Annotated in this window: 16 protein-coding genes; 6 read left to right on the top strand and 10 right to left on the bottom strand. The window is 72.1% G+C overall.

What is annotated here, in order from left to right:
• Positions 1-111 precede the first annotated feature (111 nt).
• From ABFX51_RS38120 to ABFX51_RS38110, 3 genes are read left to right on the top strand one after another with little or no spacing between them, the layout of a single operon-like run.
• Positions 112-1,671: an ATP-binding SpoIIE family protein phosphatase gene (locus ABFX51_RS38120; RefSeq protein ID WP_245783101.1), complete on the top strand. Its 1,560-nt coding sequence runs from the start codon at positions 112-114 to the stop codon at positions 1,669-1,671.
• Entirely contained in the window at positions 1,668-2,000 is a 333-nt protein-coding gene (locus ABFX51_RS38115) for an STAS domain-containing protein (protein WP_091508571.1), read from the top strand. Before ABFX51_RS38120 ends, ABFX51_RS38115 begins: the two co-directional genes overlap by 4 nt.
• 28 nt (positions 2,001-2,028) lie before the next feature.
• Positions 2,029-2,979, top strand: coding sequence for a TIGR03557 family F420-dependent LLM class oxidoreductase (locus tag ABFX51_RS38110; protein ID WP_091508568.1), 951 nt, complete (start codon positions 2,029-2,031; stop codon positions 2,977-2,979).
• A gap of 2 nt (positions 2,980-2,981) precedes the next feature.
• Here ABFX51_RS38110 and ABFX51_RS38105 read toward each other — a convergent pair whose 3' ends face one another.
• Complete coding sequence (locus tag ABFX51_RS38105) at positions 2,982-4,706, bottom strand: IlvD/Edd family dehydratase (protein ID WP_091508566.1); 1,725 nt, start codon at positions 4,704-4,706, stop codon at positions 2,982-2,984.
• 121 nt (positions 4,707-4,827) lie between these two features.
• Between ABFX51_RS38105 and ABFX51_RS38100 the strand changes: the two genes are divergently transcribed.
• Both ABFX51_RS38100 and ABFX51_RS38095 read left to right on the top strand, forming a co-directional pair.
• A complete protein-coding gene (locus tag ABFX51_RS38100; protein WP_091508564.1) occupies positions 4,828-6,249 on the top strand; it encodes an MFS transporter in 1,422 nt (473 codons plus the stop codon).
• Positions 6,246-6,650, top strand: coding sequence for a MarR family winged helix-turn-helix transcriptional regulator (locus ABFX51_RS38095; protein ID WP_091508562.1), 405 nt, complete (start codon positions 6,246-6,248; stop codon positions 6,648-6,650). The genes ABFX51_RS38100 and ABFX51_RS38095 overlap by 4 nt, the downstream gene beginning before the upstream one ends.
• Here the strand turns inward: ABFX51_RS38095 and ABFX51_RS38090 are convergent.
• From ABFX51_RS38090 to ABFX51_RS38080, 3 genes are read right to left on the bottom strand one after another with little or no spacing between them, the layout of a single operon-like run.
• Entirely contained in the window at positions 6,643-7,347 is a 705-nt protein-coding gene (locus ABFX51_RS38090; RefSeq protein ID WP_346056729.1) for a class I SAM-dependent methyltransferase, read from the bottom strand. The genes ABFX51_RS38095 and ABFX51_RS38090 overlap by 8 nt on opposite strands.
• Before the next feature lies 1 nt (position 7,348).
• Positions 7,349-8,827, bottom strand: coding sequence for a PucR family transcriptional regulator (locus ABFX51_RS38085; RefSeq protein ID WP_346056728.1), 1,479 nt, complete (start codon positions 8,825-8,827; stop codon positions 7,349-7,351).
• Complete coding sequence (locus ABFX51_RS38080) at positions 8,824-9,879, bottom strand: S-methyl thiohydantoin desulfurase family protein (RefSeq protein WP_346056727.1); 1,056 nt, start codon at positions 9,877-9,879, stop codon at positions 8,824-8,826. The genes ABFX51_RS38085 and ABFX51_RS38080 overlap by 4 nt, the downstream gene beginning before the upstream one ends.
• 31 nt (positions 9,880-9,910) lie before the next feature.
• Between ABFX51_RS38080 and ABFX51_RS38075 the strand changes: the two genes are divergently transcribed.
• Positions 9,911-11,359, top strand: a complete 1,449-nt coding sequence (locus ABFX51_RS38075; RefSeq protein ID WP_346056726.1) for an alpha/beta hydrolase family protein — start codon at positions 9,911-9,913, stop codon at positions 11,357-11,359.
• On the opposite strand, the gene ABFX51_RS38070 is transcribed toward ABFX51_RS38075, so the two are convergent.
• From ABFX51_RS38070 to ABFX51_RS38045, 6 genes are all read right to left on the bottom strand, one after another.
• Positions 11,344-12,051: an SDR family oxidoreductase gene (locus ABFX51_RS38070; protein WP_346056725.1), complete on the bottom strand. Its 708-nt coding sequence runs from the start codon at positions 12,049-12,051 to the stop codon at positions 11,344-11,346. The genes ABFX51_RS38075 and ABFX51_RS38070 overlap by 16 nt on opposite strands.
• Positions 12,048-13,130: an S-methyl thiohydantoin desulfurase family protein gene (locus ABFX51_RS38065; RefSeq protein WP_346056724.1), complete on the bottom strand. Its 1,083-nt coding sequence runs from the start codon at positions 13,128-13,130 to the stop codon at positions 12,048-12,050. Before ABFX51_RS38065 ends, ABFX51_RS38070 begins: the two co-directional genes overlap by 4 nt.
• Entirely contained in the window at positions 13,127-14,182 is a 1,056-nt protein-coding gene (locus ABFX51_RS38060) for an S-methyl thiohydantoin desulfurase family protein (protein WP_346056723.1), read from the bottom strand. Before ABFX51_RS38060 ends, ABFX51_RS38065 begins: the two co-directional genes overlap by 4 nt.
• Positions 14,179-15,723 (bottom strand): hydantoinase/oxoprolinase N-terminal domain-containing protein, encoded by a 1,545-nt coding sequence (locus ABFX51_RS38055; RefSeq protein WP_346056722.1) that lies wholly within the window; start codon positions 15,721-15,723, stop codon positions 14,179-14,181. Before ABFX51_RS38055 ends, ABFX51_RS38060 begins: the two co-directional genes overlap by 4 nt.
• Positions 15,724-15,737: 14 nt before the next feature.
• Positions 15,738-17,063: a purine-cytosine permease family protein gene (locus ABFX51_RS38050; RefSeq protein WP_346056721.1), complete on the bottom strand. Its 1,326-nt coding sequence runs from the start codon at positions 17,061-17,063 to the stop codon at positions 15,738-15,740.
• Positions 17,064-17,155: 92 nt separating this feature from the next.
• A complete protein-coding gene (locus ABFX51_RS38045; RefSeq protein WP_346056720.1) occupies positions 17,156-18,346 on the bottom strand; it encodes a cysteine desulfurase-like protein in 1,191 nt (396 codons plus the stop codon).
• Positions 18,347-18,350 lie beyond the last annotated feature (4 nt).

Raw genomic sequence — 18,350 nt, 5'->3', positions numbered from 1 at the left:
CACGGGAGAGTTACCGTGTGCCGAGTAACTGATGTGGGTTTCCCTCTTTCAAAGGCTGGTTAACTACCGATCATGGCGACAGCGGCGAGCGCGGAAGACAGGCTCCGCCGAATGGGATCGGTGAGCGACCGAGCGCTGGCCCACATCGACAGCGAAGAGGTCCTCGCCGAGTTGCTGGAGCGCATCTGGCAGGGCCTCGGCGTGGACACCGTCGCGGTGCTGATCCTCGAACCGGGCGGCAACGAACTGGTCGCCGCGGCCACGAAGGGCATCGAGAGCGAGGTCCGGCAGGGCGTGCGCGTGCCGCTGGGCCGCGGTTTCGCCGGCCGCATCGCCGCCGAGAAGCACCCGGTGATCCTCGACCGCATCGACGAGACCACGGTGGTGAACCCGCTGCTGTGGGAGAAGGGCATCAAGACCCTGCTCGGCGTGCCGCTGCTGGTCGGCGGCGAGGTGCTCGGCGTGCTGCACGTCGGCAGCCTCACCCCGCGGACGTTCACCGAGGACGACGTGGAGTTCCTGCAGGCGGCGGCCGACCGCGTCGCGTTGTCCGTCGAGGCGCAGCAGGCGCAGTCGGCGAGGGCGGCGGCGAGCAAGCTGCAGCGCAGCCTCCTGCCCGCGCAGCTGCCCCTGGTGCCGTCGCTGGACTTCGCGGCGCGTTACGTCCCCGGTGGCCGGTCGATCGTGGCGGGTGACTGGTACGACGTGTTCACGCTGCCCAACGGCTGGATGGGCATCGTGATCGGGGACGTCGTCGGGCACGACCTGCCCGCCGCGGTCGTGATGGGCCGCCTGCGCAGCGCGCTGCGGGCGTACTCCCTGGAGCACACCGACCCGGCCGAGGTGCTGACGCGGCTCGACCGCAAGGCCCAGCACTTCGAGCCCGGCATGATGGCGACCGTGCTGTACGGCACGCTCGAACCGAACTTCGAAAAGCTGTACCTGTCCTCCGCGGGGCACCTGGCCCCGGTGCTCGCCAGCCCGGGCGAGCCCACGGAGTTCGCGAAGCTCCCGACGGACCCGCCCATCGGCGCGGTCAGGGAGGCCCGCAGGCAGACCACCGAGATCGACCTGCCGCCGGGCACGATCACGTGCTTCTACACCGACGGGCTCGTGGAGCGCCGGCACGCCCCGCTCGACCAGGGCCTGGAGGCGTTGCGCAGCGCCGTGCGGCCCCAGCGGTCCGAACGCGTGTGCGCCGCCGTGATGGGGGCGCTGATCGGGGAGAGCGTGCCGGAGGACGACGTCGCGCTGCTGGTGTTCCGGCGGCAGGCCGCCGACGAGGTCGGCGCGCTCGACGTCACGATGCAGGCGATTCCCGAGTCGCTCAAGGACATCCGGGCGGCGATGCGGCGCTGGCTGTCGGCGGTGGGCGTGGGCGGCGACGTCGCCGGTGACCTGCTGCTCGCGGTCGGTGAGGCGTGCACGAACTCGGTCGAGCACGCGTACGGGCCCGCGGGCGGCGACATCCACCTGAGGATGGAGTTGCTGGACGACGAGCTCGTCGTGACGGTGCGGGACCACGGCCGGTGGCGGCCCGCCAGGGGCGTCAACCGGGGCCGTGGCCTGACCCTGATGGAGAAGTGCGGCGACGAGGTCGAGGTCCTGCGAGGCGAGGAAGGGACGACGGTCGTGATCCGGCGACGTCTCGAAGCGGAGGCACAAGCATGACGACGGCCCAGATCAGCGCCGAAGTGGAGGGCGACTCGGTCCTCGTCAAGATCACCGGCGAGATCGACCTCGCCAACGCGGCCGACGTGCAGCACGAGATCAACGAGGCGGTCACCAACGACGCCACGCGTGTCGTGCTGGACCTCGCGAACCTGGAGTACCTCGACAGCGCCGGGCTGCGTGTCCTGTTCACGCTCGCCGAGCGGCTGCGGGTGCTGCAGATGGGGCTCGACCTGGTGGTGCCGCCGAGTTCCGCGGTCCGCCGCGTGGTGGAGATGTCCGGCCTCGAACCGGTCGCGCGCGTGCTTTCGGAGCGCGACCGCGGTTGACGCGCGTGGTGCGGGGTAGCCGCACCACATGGTGAGCATCGGCTACTTCCTTTCGTGTGAGGAGTTCGGTCCGCGGGAGCTCGTCGAGCAGGCGAGAATGGCCGAGGAGGCCGGGTTCGAGCGGTTGTGGATCTCCGACCACTTCCACCCGTGGCTGGACGAGCAGGGGCAGAGCCCGTTCGTGTGGTCGGTCATCGGCGCGTTGTCGCAGGTGACGTCGCTGCCGATCACGACGGCGGTGACGTGCCCGACGATCCGCATCCACCCGGCGATCGTCGCGCAGGCCGCGGCCACCGCCGCCGTGCAGTGCCGCGGCGGGTTCACGCTCGGCGTGGGCAGCGGCGAGGCGCTCAACGAGCACGTGCTGGGCGACCGCTGGCCGGCGCCGGACGAGCGGCTGGAGATGCTCGACGAGGCGATCGAGGTCATCCGCGAGCTGCACACCGGCAAGCTGACGACGCACCGCGGCAAGCACTACACGGTCGAGCAGGCGCGGATCTACACGCTGCCCGAGGAACCGGTGAAGATCTACGTGTCCGCGTTCGGACCGAAGGCGGTGCGGCACGCCGCGAAGACCGCCGACGGGCTGTGCACCGTGATGCCCGACGCGGACCTCGTGCGCCGGTACCGGGACGAGGGTGGCCGCGGGCCGGTCCAGGGCGGGTTCAAGGTGTGCTGGGGCGAGTCGGAAGCGGAGGCGCGCAAGACCGCGCACCGCAAGTGGCCCAGCGACGTGCTGCCCGGCAACCTGGGCCGGAACCTGCCGATCCCGAGCGAGTTCGCGGCCGCGTCCTCGCTCGTCACCGAGGACGCGGTCGCGCAGCAGATCCCGTGCGGCCCGGACGCCGGGGTGTACGTGGACAAGATCCGCGAGTTCGAGCAGGCCGGGTTCGACGAGGTGTACGTGCAGCAGATCGGTGCCGACCACGACAAGTTCTTCCGCGCGTGGTCGGACGAGGTGCTGCCGCGGTTCTCCTGACCTCAGTGCGAGTCGCGGGGCACGGTGTGGCCGCGCCGCCCGCGCAGGAAGTCGAAGTCCGCGCCCGTGTCGGCCTGCCCGACGTGCTGCGTGTACAGCCAGGCGTACCCGCTGGTGATGGTGGATTCCGGCGGCTGCCACGCGGCGCGCCGGGCGGCCAGCTCCTCGTCGTCCACGTGCAGCGTCAGCGACCGGTTCGGCACGTCGAGGGTGATCCGGTCGCCGCTGCGCACGAGCGCGAGCGGGCCGCCGACGGCGGATTCCGGTGCGACGTGCAGGACGACCGTGCCGTAGCCGGTGCCGCTCATCCGCCCGTCGCAGATGCGGACCATGTCCGTGATCCCGGCCTTGAGCAGCTTCGCGGGCAAGGCCACATTGGACACTTCCGGCATGCCGGGGTAGCCCTTCGGGCCGGCCCCGCGGATCACCAGGATCGTGTCGGGGGTGACGTCGAGGTCGGGGTCGTCGGCGACGGCGTGGTAGTCCTCGACGGTGTCGAACGCGAGCGCCGGACCGGTGTGGGTGAGCAGGTGCGGTGACGCGGCGGACTGCTTGATCACCGCCCCGTTCGGGGCCAGGTTCCCGTGCAGCACCGCGGTTCCGGTGCCCGGGGCCTGGAACGGCTCGGCGACGCTGGTGATCACCTCGGGGCCGTAGTTCTCCGCGCCGGCGACGTTGTCGGCGACGCTCTTGCCGGTGACGGTGATGCTGCCGGCGTGCAGCAGGTCGTGGTCCAGCAGCTCCTTGAGCACCACGGGCAGCCCGCCCGCGTAGCAGAAGTCCTCCATCAGGAACTTGCCCGACGGCATGAGGTTCACCAGCGTCGGCACGGCGCGGGCGAGCGCGTCGAAGTCCTCGAGCTTCAGCGGCACCTCGGCGCGGCCGGCGATCGCGAGCAGGTGGACGAGCGCGTTGGTGGAGCCGCCGATCGCGGCGTTGACGCGGATCGCGTTCTCGAAGGCCTCGCGCGTGAGGATCTTCGACGGGCGCAGGTCCTCCTCGACCATCGCCACGATGCGCTGCCCCGCGCTCTGGGCGATCTCGAAGCGGCGCGCGTCCACCGCGGGCCACGTCGCCGAGCCGGGCAGCTGCATGCCGAGCGCCTCGGCCATGCACGCCATGGTGGAGGCGGTGCCCATCGTCATGCAGTGCCCGTTGGAGCGGGCCATGCAGCCCTCCGCGAAGAAGCACTCCTCCTGCGACATGCGCCCGGCCTTGAGCTCCTCCTCGAACTTCCACACGTGGGTGCCGGAGCCCACGTCGGTGCCGCGGTACTTGCCGTTGAGCATCGGGCCGCCGGTGACCATCACGGCGGGCAGGTCGACGCTCGCCGCGGCCATCAGCATCGCCGGGGTGGTCTTGTCGCAGCCGGAGAGCAGGACCACGCCGTCGAGCGGGTTGGCGCGGATCAGCTCCTCGACCTCCATCGCCATGAGGTTGCGGTACAGCATGGCGGTGGGGCGCATGAGCGTCTCGCCGGTGGCCATCGTCGGGAACTCCAGCGGGAACCCGCCGGCCTGCCACACGCCGCGTTTGACCGCCTCGGCGACGCGGTGCAGGTGGGCGTTGCACGGCGCCAGCTCGGACGCGCTCGTCGCGATGCCGATGACCGGCCGCCCGTCGAACACGTCGGGCCCGAACCCCTGGTTGCGCATCCAGGAGCGGTAGATCATGCCGGCCCTGCCGGTCGCTCCGAACCACGCGGCACTGCGCCTCTCACCCGTCACGACCTGATCCTCTCCGTCGAAGCAGCCTCAGGAAACGTTAAATCATTGGATGAATGGCTGTCCAGGGTGAAAAGTTGTACAGTACTAACTGTTATAGACGTACAACTATCAGGAGTTGCTCTTGCCGGAGCTGACCTACCGCCGTCGCATGCTGGTCCTCGCCATCTGCTGTCTGAGCCTGTTCGTCGTGTCGATGGACAACACGATCGTCAACCTCGCGCTGCCCTCGATCCAGCGTGAGTTCGCCGCGGGGGTGTCGAGCCTGCAGTGGACCGTGGACGCGTATTCGCTGGTACTGGCGAGCCTGCTGATGCTCTCCGGTTCCACCGCTGACCGGCTGGGGCGGCGGCGCACCTTCCAGACCGGGCTCGCCGTGTTCACGATCGGCTCGCTGCTGTGCAGCCTCGCCCCGAACGTCGGGCTCCTCATCGTGTTCCGGATGGTGCAGGCGGTGGGCGGCTCGATGCTCAACCCGGTCGCCATGTCGATCGTCACGAACACCTTCACCGACCCGCGGGAGCGGGCGCGGGCGATCGGCGTGTGGGGCGGGGTGTTCGGCATCAGCATGGCGCTCGGCCCGGTGATCGGCGGGGCGCTCGTGGACGCGATCGGCTGGCGCTCGATCTTCTGGATCAACGTCCCCATCGGTGTGGCCGCGTTCGTGCTGGCCGCGGTGTTCGTGCCGGAGTCGCGGGCGGCGCGGGCCCGCCGGGTGGACCCGGTGGGGCAGCTGCTGGTCGTGCTGGCGCTGGGCGGTCTGACCTACGCCATCATCGAGGCCCCGCACGCGGGCTGGGGCTCGCCGCAGACCATCGGCTGCTTCGCGCTCGCCGTCGCGGCCGTGCTGTGCCTCGTGCCGTACGAGAAGCGCCGTGCGGAACCGCTGATCGACCCGCGGTTCTTCACCAGCGCGCCGTTCTCGGGGGCGACCCTCATCGCCATGTGCGCCTTCGCCTGCCTCGGCGGTTTCCTCTTCCTGAACGCGATCTACCTGCAGAACGTGCGGGGGTACTCGCCGCTGCACGCGGGCCTGCTGACCCTGCCGATGGCGGCGATGATCTTCGCGTTGTCGCCGGTGTCGGGGCGGATCGTGGCGAGCTGGGGTGCCCGCCTCCCGCTCGTGGTCGGCGGGGTGGGCATCGCCGCGGCCGGTCTGCTGCTCACGACGCAGGGCGCGCACTCGCCGCTGTGGTTGCTCGTGGTGACGTACCTGGTGTTCGGGATCGGGTTCGGCATGGTCAACCCGCCCATCACCAACACCGCGGTCTCGGGGATGCCGCGTGAGCAGGCCGGGGTCGCGGCCGCGGTCGCGTCCACCAGCCGCGTGGTCGGCGGGGCGCTCGGGGTCGCGGTGCTCGGCGCGGTGGTGACCTCGCGGGTGCGCGGGCCGATCGAGACCGGGTTCGTGCCCGCGAGCCTGCCCGCGTGGGAGATCATGGCCGCGTGCGGGCTGGCGGTGCTCGTGCTCGGGTTCGTCACGACCGGGGCGTGGGCACGGGGTACGGCCCAGCGGTTCGTCGAAGAGGAGAGGGTCGCCGCGTGAGCGAAGACGCCGTGCGGGTGTGGGAGCGGTTGTGGGACCTGGTCGCCGTCCGGCACGACCGCCGCAAGCGGGTCGTCGACGAGCTGGGCCTGAGCTTCGTCAAGACCAAGGCGTTGCGCCGGCTGGCGGCGCGACCGATGACCTTGCGTGAGCTGGCCGAGGAACTGCTGATCGACCGTCCATACGCGACAGTGCTGGTGGACGACCTCGAACAGCGGGGCCTCGTCGAGCGCACGGTGCGGCCGGAGGACCGCCGCTCGAAGATCGTCACGCCGACGGCCGCGGGCCGCGCGGCGGCCGAGACCGCGAACCGGATCCTGTCGGAGCCGCCGGAGTCGCTGCTGGCGTTGCCGCCGGAGGACCTCGCGGCGCTGGACCGCATCCTCGACCGGCTCACCTGACGGCGACGAACACGAACTCCCGCCCGGGCCGGTCCGGCGCGTCGCGGACGTCCTCGACCGTGTAGCCGTGTGCGCGCAGGTCGGCCTCGACCTCCTCGCGCTCGCGGAACCGCAGCGTCGAGTCCGACGTGAGCGTCTCACCGTCGGGGAAGACGTACGTCCACCGGAACGTCACGAGCGGCAGGCTCACGTCGAGGACGTCCACCCAGCTCTCCACGCCGGCCCGCACGCTGTGCGACGCCGACCGGTTCCAACCCTCCCACGCGCGGTACGCCGGGTCGCGCGTCTCGAACACCAGGCGCCCGCCGGGCCGCAGCGCCTCCCGCGCGCCGTCGAGCGTGCCCGCCCAGTCGCCGGGATCGACGATCGCTTGCGCCACGTTCGCGGTCATCGTGGCGAGGTCGACTTCCAGTGGTGGCAAGGAGGTCGCGTCCCCGTGCAGCCAGCGGACGCGCTCCGCGCCGGGCTTTCCGCGTGCGACGTCCAGCGACGCGAGCGCCGGTTCGACTCCGGCGACCTCGATACCGCGAGCGGCGAGCAGCAACGCGAAAGTGCCTGTGCCGCAACCGATGTCGAGCACACGTCGCGCGCCGAACTCCTCCGCCATGGCCAGGTACGCGTCGAGGTCGTCGCGTTCGCCCTCCAGCACGTCGTAGAGCGCGGCGAGCCGGGGGTGCGCGAAGAGGTCGTCGGTCACGTCAATCTCCCAGTGTCACGGTGCGGCAGGCCAGGTGCAGTGCGAGGCGCTCGTCGCGGCGGCGCAGGTCCACGCCCAGCAGTTGTTCGACGCGGGCGATGCGGGCCGCGACGGTGTTGCGGTGCACCCCCAGCACGGCGGCGGTCTCGGCCAGCGAGGACTCCGCGTCCAGGTAGGCGGCGAGCGTGCGGACGAGGTCGCCGGGCACCTGCCGCAGCGGGGCGAGCAGTGCGCGGGCCGCCGGTTCGAACGTGTCGGTGCGCGTCCACTCCAGCAGCAGCTGCGCCAGGCCCAGCTGGTCGACGTGCAGGAAGTGCCCGGTCTCCGGCCTGGTCGCGGCCAGCCGGGCGGCGTCGGTGGCCTCCGCGACGGTCGTCGCCAGGCCTTCGGGGCGTGGGTGCGGGCGGCCGACGCCCATGTGCGTGTCCAGCGTCCGGCCGAGCGCCTTGTGCGCGGTCCGCAGCCGGGCGGCGAGCCTGCGGACCCGGGCGGCCGTGGGCTCGGCGTCCAGCGTCAGCCAGCCCGTCCAGCCCTCGCCGTGCTCGACGACCACGGTGTCGTCGGCGCCCAGCGCCCGCACCACCTCCCGCGTCCGCGCCACGACGTCCACAGTGGACGACACACCGAGGCGGAACCCGATGTGCCAGCCGCCCAGCCGCCAGCCAGCGTCGGCGACGCGACGGCGGAGGTCCGCGCTGGGCTCGTCGTCGAGCCGCAGGAGGTCACCGAGCAGGGCGGAGCGCGAGCGCGCGTCGCGTTCCAGCTCCAGCCTGTTCGCCAGCAACCACCGCTGCACCGCCGACGCGGCGACGGCGAGCGCGGGCGGCACCACGTCGGCCCGCGCCGCCGCCGTGCCGCGCAGCACGGTGGCGACCCACAGGCCACGCGCGGGATGGGCGAGCAGCACGCCGTCGTCGACGCTGATGCGTTGTGCCACAGGCTCTTCCACGCGCACGAGCCCGGCTTCGGTGAGTTCCCCGGCGAGTGGCTGGCCGCGGTCGTCGAGCAGCGCGACGGGGGATCGCAGCAGTTCGCCGAGCAACGTGACCACCTCCTCGGGCGAGCGGGGCCGGTCGTCGAGGGCGCGGTGGGCGGCCATCACCAGCTCCGCCCGGTCGAGGTCGGGGGCGGCGAGGTGCAGCCGCGCGGTGACGAGCAGTTCCAGCGGATCGGCTGTGCTGGTCAGCAGGGGGATGCCGAGCCGGTCCGCGAGCAGCCGGGTGCCGGACAGCGGTTCCAGTGCGGGCAGCAGGATCCCGGTGCTCCCGGCGTCGGCGCTGTGCCGCACCAGCGCGTCGAGCCGCCAGTCCGCCGGGGACACGGGTGCGACGACGACCACCAGTTCGTCGCGTGCGGGTTCGTGGGCCGGGGTCAGCGTCGCGACGACTGTCCGCAGTGGACGGTCGAGCCCGGTCACGCCCGCGAGCACGCGGACGGACCCGGCCCACTCCGGTACGGCCAGCAAGCGGCGCAGGTTCACGGCAGCACCGGCTCCGTGTCGATCCCGTACGCGCGGGGTGCGATGACGGGCAGGTGCCGCGGATCGGTCCAGAACGGCGCGGCGGGCAACCGCAGGACGGCCACCTCGACGCCGCCGCGGATGGTGTCGCACGCGATGGGGACGGCGGTGCGCCGGTCGACGACGGTGAGCACGTCCGGGGTGGACGCGACCGGGCGGCCGTCCCGCAGGGCCAGCAGGTACTCGTTCTCCATCTCGATCCTGAGCAGCGAACCGTCGCGGTGGTCGATGAGCGTGACGCTGCCCCGGCCGAACCCGGGCCGCCCGTGCTCGCCGGGTCCGAGGCGTCGAGACACCTCCAGCACGCGGCCCGTGGCGAGCACGTCACCGTCGACGGCCTCCGCCAGTCGGTCCGCGTCCGGGCTCTCACCGAGGGCGAGCACGCGCCGTCCCAACGCGAGCGCTCCGCTGATCGAGTCGAGGACGGCGCAGCCGGGCAGTTCCGCGGCGGGGATCGGGGGGAGCACGAGGATGGCCCAGCCGCTGGAGCTGGCGAGGAAGGCGCGCGCGGTGCGTTCGATGGTGGTGTCGGAGCCCGTGGCGAGCACGAGCACCTGCCCGCTGGGCTCGGCGACGACCGCCGGGGCGAGCCCGCGGCCCGCGGTCGCGACCGACAGCTGGTCCAGGCGCGGCAGGCCGCGGCCGGAGAGGTCGGCGTCCACTACGGACAGTCCGAGCTCGTGGGCGGAGACGAGGGGGATCAGCCCGTTGAGCCCGCCGACCTCGATGGAGATCAGCGCGTCCGCGTGGACGCCCGTCCAGCGTTCCATCGCCGCGATCGCCGTGGGCACCTCGTCGCCGCCGGGGAGCTTCTCGGTGAACACCGCGGTCGCGCCGACCACGCCGACGGGCAGCACGTTCGCGTCGGGCGGCAGGCCGGCGACGGGGGTCACGGTGGCGGGCAGGCGGTGGCGGAGCAGGGTCGCGCCGGTCCTGGTGTCGCCGCCCCCGCCGGACCCGAGCAGCGCGACGCCCCGTTCGAGCGCGGGCACGTCATCGGCCGTGATCTTCATGGACCGCCTTTCCGCTGGCAGAGTGCCAACTATGACGACGGTAGACGAGCTGACGGCGGAACTGGTGGTGGCGGGCGGCGTGCCGCGCGAGCTGGGGCTTTCCCCGGACGGGCGGCTGGTGACGTACCGGCTGGGCGAGGAGTGGTGGCAGGTCCCCGCGCGCGGTGGGTCGCCACGGAGAACCGAGCCTGCCGAAGACGCGCTGCCCGTTTTGGGGGACCGGCACGTGGTCGAGAGCGTGCGCCGCCCGGACGGCGGACCGCTCGCGGTGCTGACCTGGGCCGAGGACACATTGGACCCGGGTTTGCAGCGGCCGGAGCTGCACCTGGTGGAGCAGGACGGCACTGTGCGGGACCTGGGCCGCGTCGAGGCGGAGGCGTCGTCGCTGACGTGGTGGCGGAAGGACGGCTGGCACCTGGTCTACCTCGCCCGCACCCCGCCCGGCCTCGTCGGCGGGCTCGCGGTGTTCGACCGCGACCTGGCGACGGGGGAGACGCGGAACCTCACGGCGGGCACGTCGTCGTGCCCGGTGGAGCTGGCGCAGGCCGGTGACGAGCCGGTCGTCCTCGTCGCGGAGGGCCTGGAAACCGTCGTCCGGAGGATCGACGGTGAGGAGGTCGTGCGCATCCCGGGGCTCGCGGAGTCGCTGACGGCGGGCGGGGACCGGATCGCCTTCGTCGCCAGCAGCCGGTACGAGCCGCCGGACATCTGGTGCGGGCCGCCGTTCACCCGCATCACCGACACGCGCCCGGAACTGCGCGGCATCCGCTGGGGCACGCAGGAGCGGCTGTCCTACCGGGCCGCCGACGGGCTGGAGCTCGACGGGCTGCTGGTCCTGCCGCCGGGCAAAACCCGCGACGACGGGCCGTTTTCGCTGGTCACGATCGTGCACGGTGGCCCGTACGGCCGGCACACCGACGGCCTCAGGCTGGGCTGGTTCCCCTCCGGGCAGTGGCTCGCCACCGCCGGGCACGCCGTCTTCCTGCCCAATCCCCGCGGTGGGCAGGGCCACGGGCACGAGTTCGCCGCGACCGTCGCCGGGCGCGTCGGTCAGGAGGAGTGGACCGACATCCTCACCGGCATCGACCTGCTGATCGCCGAGGGCGTCGCCGACCCGGAGCGGCTCGGCATCGGCGGCTGGAGCCACGGCGGGTTCATGGCGGCCTGGGCGGTCACCCGGACCGACCGGTTCAAGGCCGCGCTCGTCGGCGCGGGCATCAGCGACTGGGGGATGCTCGCCGCGACCGGGGAGTACGGCAGCGCCGAGGCCGCGCTCGGCGGCAGCACCGGCTGGGAGGGACCCGGCCCGCATCCGCACGACCGCGTCAGCCCGATCTCCTACGCGTCGCGCATCCGCACCCCCGTGCTGATCGTGCACGGGGGTGCGGACACGAACGTCCCGCCCTCCCAAGCGGAATTCCTGCACCGGGCGCTGCTGCGCCGCACGCGTGAGTGGTTCGGGCGCTACCTGAGGCCGTAGCCGCCGTCGGGGTAGACCGTCGAGCCCGTCATGAACTCGTTGGTGAACAGGAAGAACACCGCCTGCGCCACGTCGGCCTCGGTGCCGACGCGGTGCAGCAGCGTGTCCCGCCGGTACTGCCCGAACGCCGCCTCCCGCACCGCTTCCGGGCGCTGCGACCACAGGTTCCCGTCGATCGTGCCCGGCGAGACGACGTTGACCCGCACCGGCGCCAGCTCCACGGCGAGTCCGCGGCCGAGCCCCTCGATCGCCGCGTTGCACGCCACGTAAGCCGGCGCCGGGCCGGGTGGGCGGACACTGGCGGCCCCGGCCATCAGGACGACGGAGCCGCCAGGGTCCAGCTTCGGGGCGGCGTGCTTCACCGCGTGGTACTGCCCCCAGAACTTGGACGTGAAAGGGCTTTCCGCGTCCTCGTCGCTGAGTTCGCGCATCGGGCCCGTCCGGTAGGTCGCCGCGGTCGTGAACAGGTGGTCCACTCGCGACAGTGGTGCGAAGAACGCCGCCAGCGACTCCTGGTCGCCCGTGTCGACGACCCGCCACTCCGCGTCGCCCAGCGACTCGGCGGCCGCCGCCAGCTTCTCCGGCGTGCGGCCGCCGAGCACGACGTGCCCGCCCGCCTCGACGACCCGCCGCGCCACCTCGAACCCGATGCCCGACCCGCCGCCGATCAGGACGACGGTGCGGCCCTTCACGCTTCCACCGGCCGGAACTCGTGCGGCAGCCCGAACGCCGCCGGACCGAACGTGGCGAGCGCTTCCGAGGTGCGCATGATGTCCGGTGTGGAGATGCCCACCACCGTGACCCGCTGCCCGTAGCGCAACGTCTCCGTCGTGATCGGCTCCGCGGACTCGGAGTCCAGCACGCAGATCAGGTCCGGCACCACGCACCGCACCTCGCCGTCGACGACCGCGACCAGGTTCTCGTTCTGGAACTCGATCCCCAGCTCGTGCTCGCCGTCGAACGACACCGCCGCCGCCCGGCCCCGGGCGAACCCGGCTTCGGTGCGGCGTTCCACGTCGGAGATCTTGCCGCGGAACAACACGCGCAGGTTCGAGTACAGCGTCTCGGAAAGCGCTTCCTCCAGCCGTGCGATCGGGTCGCTCGACCGGCCCTCGCGGATCGCCCTGCCGACCTTCAACGCGAGCGTCAGCGTCCGGGGGATCGCCGTGCGCTTCACGTCCGCGCCGCTCATCGAGTACTCGGCGATGTGCGCGACGCCGCCGAGCCGGATCGTCACGCCGCGGGCGATCCACTCCATGCGCCGGTTGTCGGAGCCGGTGTCGATCACGGTGACCTCGCCGCCCTCACCCGCGACCGCCATCGGCGAACCCGGTACGCCGTAGACGCCGAAGGTCTCCATCTGCAGCTCGGGGAACGCGCGCCCCATCCCGTCGGCGTCCACCACGGGCAGCCCGGTGCGGGCGCCGACGACGAGCGGGATCATGGAGTTGATGCCGCCGCACTCGATGGGCATCGTGGCGGTCGCCTTCGCGCCGAGGTGCTTTTCCAATGCTGCCAATGCGGTCTCCGGCTCGGACCCGCTGGGCAGCTTCTCGAACACGACGGTCGGCGCACCCATCTGCGCGGTCGGGATGACCAGCGCGTCGTCCTCGACCTCGTCCGGGTCGAGGATCGTCACCGGCCCGTGCTCGCGGATCGCCTGCCGCACCAGCAGCCGCCCCACGTACGGGTCGCCACCGCCGCCGGTGCCCAGCACCGCCGCGCCGCGGGCGAGGTCTTCGAGGTGCTCCTCGGTCAACAACCAGCTCACGCGGGCACTCCCACCGGATCGATGTCATAACCGAAGTACCGCGGTCCCGCGAGCGCGACACCCTCTTCGCTGTGCCAGCGCGGGTCGGCGGGTGCGGCGATCACCGTGAGGCGCTGGCCGTACCGCAGGCCCTCCGTCGTCACCGCCTCGCCGGTTTCCCGGTCCAGCGTGCAGATCAGGTCCGGCACCGACGCCAGCACGACGCCGTCGCGCTCGGCGATCAGGTGCTCGTTCTGGAACCGCAGCAGCAGCTCGCCGCCGGTGTCGGAGTCCATTCCGGACAGTCGTGCCTCGCCGCGGGCGAAGCCGGTGACCGTCCGCCGTGCCACGTCGGTCACCTTGCCGCTGAACAGGATCCGCCCACGCAGCCGCTCCACCACGGCCGCCACGGACTTCGTCTCGCGCACCAGCGCGCCCAGCTCCGCGCACAGGCTCAGCGTGCCCGGCACCATCGACTCGCGGGCCTGGGCACCGGACATGGCGAACGAGCTGATCGCCGATGAGCAGCCCATGTCGATCGCCGCCGAGCGGACCAGCCGCTCGGCCCAGTGGTTGTCCACCGTGTCCAGGATGCCGCGGTTGCCCTTCTCGTCGGCGTAGGCCATCGGCGTCGCGCGGATGCCGTACAACGTCGGCAGCACCATCTGCAGCTCGGGGAACGCCCGGCCCATGCCGTCGGCGTCGACCAGCGGCAGGCCCAGCTGTGCGGCGGCGAGCACCGGGATCAGCGAGTTGACGCCGCCCGCCTCGGCACACGCGATGTGCGTCAGCTCCTTGCCGAGGTACCCGGCGAGCGTGCTCGCGGTGAGCCCGATCTGCTCGGCGGTCGGCAGCTTCTCCACCATCACGGTGGGCGCGCCGAGCATCGCTACCGGCAGGACCACCGCGTCGTCGGGGACTTCCGCCAGCGCCACGAGGGGAACCGGCCCGTGCTCGCGCACCGCCTGAGCGGCGAGGAGCCGTCCGATGTACGGGTCACCGCCGCCGCCGGTGCCGAGGATGGCCGCTCCTCGCGCCACGTCGTCCAGATCGTCACGGGTCAGCTCCTTCACGACGCCGCTCCCAGCTGCAGATCGCCTACGGCCTTGACGCGGATGCGCGTCGCATTGCCCGGCAGGTAAGGAATGGGGACCTCATCGAAGTCCACGATGGACACGCTGGACGGGCTGGCACCGGCGGCGACCGCGCGGTCCACCGCCTCCTGCTTGGCCTCGTCGACCACCGCGTCACGGCGGCCCGGCTCGATCGCGTACACGCGGTCCACCTCGCCGCCGATCTGCGCGATCGCGGCACCGATGGCGTTGGCCACCGCGTAGTGGTCGGGCCGGTACACCTCGCCGGAGTCGGCCAGTTTGTCGGGCAGCAGTACGGAACCACCGCCGACCGCGACCACCGGCAGCGGCTCGGCGGAGGTGCGCATCCGCTCCACGACGTCGGACACGTCGCTCGCGATCCGGTCCAGCGCCGCCTGCACGAGGTCGCGGTCGAGGTGCGCCACCAGCGACGGGTCACCGATCTCCGCCCGGCCGGCGGCCACCGCGATGTCCGTCGCGGTCAGCGTGTCCCCGCCGAACACCAGCGCCTTCGACGTCAGCTCGTAGCCGACCGAATCCGGGCCGACCGCGCCGTCCCGCACGCGGCTGCCGCCGCCGATGCCGATGGACAGCACGTCCGGCATGCGGAAGTTCGTGCGGATGCCCGCCACGCTCACGTCCGTCGTCGCCTCGCGCGGGAAGCCCTGGCGCAGCACGCCGACGTCGCTCGTGGTGCCGCCGACGTCCACCACCGCACAAGTGTCCAAACCGGACAGAACGGCCGCGCCGCGCATGGAATTCGTCGGGCCGGAGGCGAACGTCGCCACCGGGTACCGGCGCGCGAAGTCCACGTCCATCAGCGTGCCGTCGTTCTGGCTGAGGTACAGCGGCGCGGTGATGCCCGCCCCGCTGACCGACGACGCCAGCCCGTCCACGATGTGTGCGGCGAGCTCCCGCAGCGCCGCGTTGATGATGGTCGCGTTCTCGCGCTCCAGCAGGCCGATCCGGCCGATCTCGTGTGACAGCGAGATCGCCACGTCCGGCAGCTCGGCGCTGATGATCTCCGCCGCCCGCGCCTCGAACTCGGCGTTGACGGGGGAGAAGACCGAGGTGATCGCGACGCTGCGCACCCCGGCCTCGCCCATGTCCTCGGCGGCGCGGCGCAGCTCGTCGGCGTCGAGCGCCGAGATGTGCCGCCCGTCGAACTCGTGCCCGCCGTGGGCGAGGTAGCTGCGCCCGGCGATCGCGTCGACGAGCCGCCGCGGCCAGTCCACCATCGGCGGCAGCGAGGCACCCGCGGGCAGGCTCAGCCGCACGGCCGCGGTCGGCGCCAGCCGGTGGGCCTCGATCAGCGCGTTGATGAAGTGGGTCGTGCCGATCATCACCGCCTGCACCGCGGCCGGGTCGAAGGCCCGCTGCCGTTGCAGGCCGTCGATCGCGGCGACGATGCCGGAGGTGACGTCGGCGGTGGTGCTGGTCTTGGTCGAAGCCAGCACCTCCCGGCCGTCGAGCAGGACCGCGTCGGTGTTGGTGCCGCCGACGTCGATGCCGATGCGCACAGGTTTCTCCTTTTTCAGACTGCGTGAGCCGGTTCCGCGTCCGCCGTGCGGCTCACGCCGACCCCGCGGACGAGGCCGAGCTTGCCCGCCACGACGTAGAGCACGAACGCGACGACGAGGGAGTTGATGCTGGGCAGGCCCCATTCGACGAACTTGCCGATCAGCGCGGCGGCGACCCACACGACGATCGTCGCGGGCACCCACACCGGGGCCGTTTCGGGGAGCGTGCCGGACGCGCGGGCCGCGTCGAGCTCGGACCGCCAGCGCTTCACGACGAAGTACTCGGCGACCATGATCCCCGCGATGGGCGGGAACGCCACGCCGAGCACGGTGAGGAACTCGGTGAAGGCGCTGAGGATCCCGGCCGCGGCGAGCACACTGCCCACCACGCCGAGCACGCCCGTGACGACCGCGCGGTTGAGCCGCCTGCCCGTGATGGTGCCGACGAAGTTCACGACGCCGAGCCCGGACGAGTACAGGTTCCAGTCGTTGATCTTGATGGTGCCGGCGACGATCACCAGGATGCCGACCCAGCCGACCGAAGAGGTGACGATCGTGGTGATCTCGGAGGTCTTCACGGCGTGCGCGAGCAGCACGCCCGCCATGCCGATGACGTACTCGCCGAGCGTGATGCCGACCAGCGTCTGCTTCACGACGTCACCGCCGGACCGGTTGAACCGGGCCATGTCGGGCGTGATGACCGCGCCGACGATGAACCCGCCCGCGACGAGCGTGGTGCCCTGCAGCAGCGTCATCTCCGGGCCTGGCGGCGCGGACGACACGAGCGCGCCCACGTCGTGCTTGGTCAGCTCGGAGATGATCGACCAGCCGACGAGGATCAGGAACGCCGGCACCATGAGGTAGGCGGTCCACGCCATGGAGTGGAACCCGCGCATCACGATCGCGGTCACGACGAGCCCGAACACCAGCGCCCACGCCCAGTCGGGCAGCACACCGATGAGGCTGGTCAGGCCCTGCGCCGAAACGCCGGACTGGATGCCGAACCAGCCGATGAGGCTGATCCCGATCGCGAGCCCGATGAGCGCGGCGCCGCCCCGGCCGAAGCCGGTCCAGCGGGCGATCAGCGAGGTCGACAGGCCCTCGCGCATGCCCATCACGCCGACCAGGATCGTGATCAGTTCGAGGATGACCGAACCGAGGGTGAACGCGAGGAACGCGGGCCAGAAGCTCATCCCGAAGCCCACGGTGGCCCCGAGCAGGAACTGGGACAGTGCGGAAACCTGGCCGAACCGCTGCACCGCGACCGACCACCAGGAGTAACGGGCGCTGCGGGGCACCCTGGTGAGGGCGTAGTCGTCGACACCGACAGACGAGGCCATGCCGACCTCCTTATCCGGGGAGAAGTTCCGATCACCGTAACCACGGGTTCCCCGGCCGTCACCGTGCGAAGTGCACAGTCACCTGGTGGAGGCTATGCGGATTGCACAGCCTCCAGCAGCCGTCGCACGTCGTCCTCGGTGGTGTAGGGCGCGATCCCCGCGCGGACGGCGCCGGTTTCGCCGAGGCCCAGGTGGCGTGCGCAGTCCAGCGCGTAGAAGCTGCCCGCCGGCGCGTTCACGCCGTGGGCGGCGAGGTGGCGGTAGACCTCGGCAGGGGTGCGACCGTCCACGGTGAACAGGACCGTCGGGGTGCGGTGCCGGGTGGGGGAGCCGTACCGCGTCACGCCGGGGACGGCGGCGAGCCCGTCGTCGAGCTTGCGCAGCAGACCGGTTTCGTACTCCTCCAACGCCCGCATCGAAACGTCCAGGCGTTCCCGCCGGGTGCCTTCGCCCGGGACGAGACCGGCGAGGAAGTCGATGGCGGCCGTGGTGCCCGCGAGCAGCTCGTACGGGAGGGTGCCCAGCTCGAAGCGCTCGGGCACGGCGTTCGTGGACGGGGCGAGCTTGTCCGGGTGCAGCGTCTCCAGCAGTTCCGGTGCGGCGGCGAGGAAACCCAGGTGCGGGCCGAGGAACTTGTACGGTGAGCAACCGTAGAAGTCCGCCCCGAGCGCGGCGACGTCCACCGGGGCGTGCGGGGTGAGGTGCACACCGTCCACATAGCACAGTGCGCCTGCTTCGTGTGCCTTCGCCGCGATGGCGGGCACATCGGGCCGGGTGCCCAGGAGGTTGGACGCCGCGGTGAGGGCGACCAGCTTCGTGCGCTCGGTGACGGGAACGGCGTCGGCGGGCAGTTCGCCGGTGGCCGGGTCGAAGTCGGCCCACTGCACGGTGATCCCGCGTGCCTCGGCGGCCTGGAGCCACGGCCGGATGTTGGCGTCGTGGTCGAGGCGCGTGACGACGACTTCGTCGCCGGGCTGCCAGGTTTTCGCCAGTGTGCGGGAGAAGTCGTACGTCAGCTGCGTCATGCTGCGGCCGAAGACGATGCCTTCGGGCACGCCGCCGACGAGGTCCGCCGCGGCCTGCCGCGCGGTGAGCACGACCTCCTCGGCCCGCCGTTCGGCGGCGGTGACGGTGCCCCGGTTGGCGATCGCGGACGTCAGGGTCGCGGCGACCGCCTGCCCGACCACGTCCGGGACCTGCGAGCCACCCGGCCCGTCGAAGTGCGCGGCGCCCTCGTCGAGCGCGGGGAAGTGCTTGCGAACGGCGTCCACGTCATAGGTCACGCCT

It is taken from the genome of Amycolatopsis dongchuanensis (assembly GCF_039542405.1).
Lineage (GTDB): Bacteria > Actinomycetota > Actinomycetes > Mycobacteriales > Pseudonocardiaceae > Amycolatopsis_E > Amycolatopsis_E sacchari.
The sequence above is the reverse complement of the archived record's forward strand: the minus strand, read 5'-3'. Positions and strand labels throughout refer to the sequence as shown.

Bases quoted from the DNA above. Each gene is read 5' to 3' on its own strand.
- ABFX51_RS38075 (WP_346056726.1), top strand. From the start codon at position 9,911: ATGACGACGGTAGACGAGCTGACGGCGGAACTGGTGGTGGCGGGCGGC.
- ABFX51_RS38080 (WP_346056727.1), bottom strand. From the start codon at position 9,879: ATGAAGATCACGGCCGATGACGTGCCCGCGCTCGAACGGGGCGTCGCG.
- ABFX51_RS38110 (WP_091508568.1), top strand. From the start codon at position 2,029: ATGGTGAGCATCGGCTACTTCCTTTCGTGTGAGGAGTTCGGTCCGCGG.
- ABFX51_RS38120 (WP_245783101.1), top strand. From the start codon at position 112: ATGGGATCGGTGAGCGACCGAGCGCTGGCCCACATCGACAGCGAAGAG.
- ABFX51_RS38050 (WP_346056721.1), bottom strand. From the start codon at position 17,063: ATGGCCTCGTCTGTCGGTGTCGACGACTACGCCCTCACCAGGGTGCCC.
- ABFX51_RS38115 (WP_091508571.1), top strand. From the start codon at position 1,668: ATGACGACGGCCCAGATCAGCGCCGAAGTGGAGGGCGACTCGGTCCTC.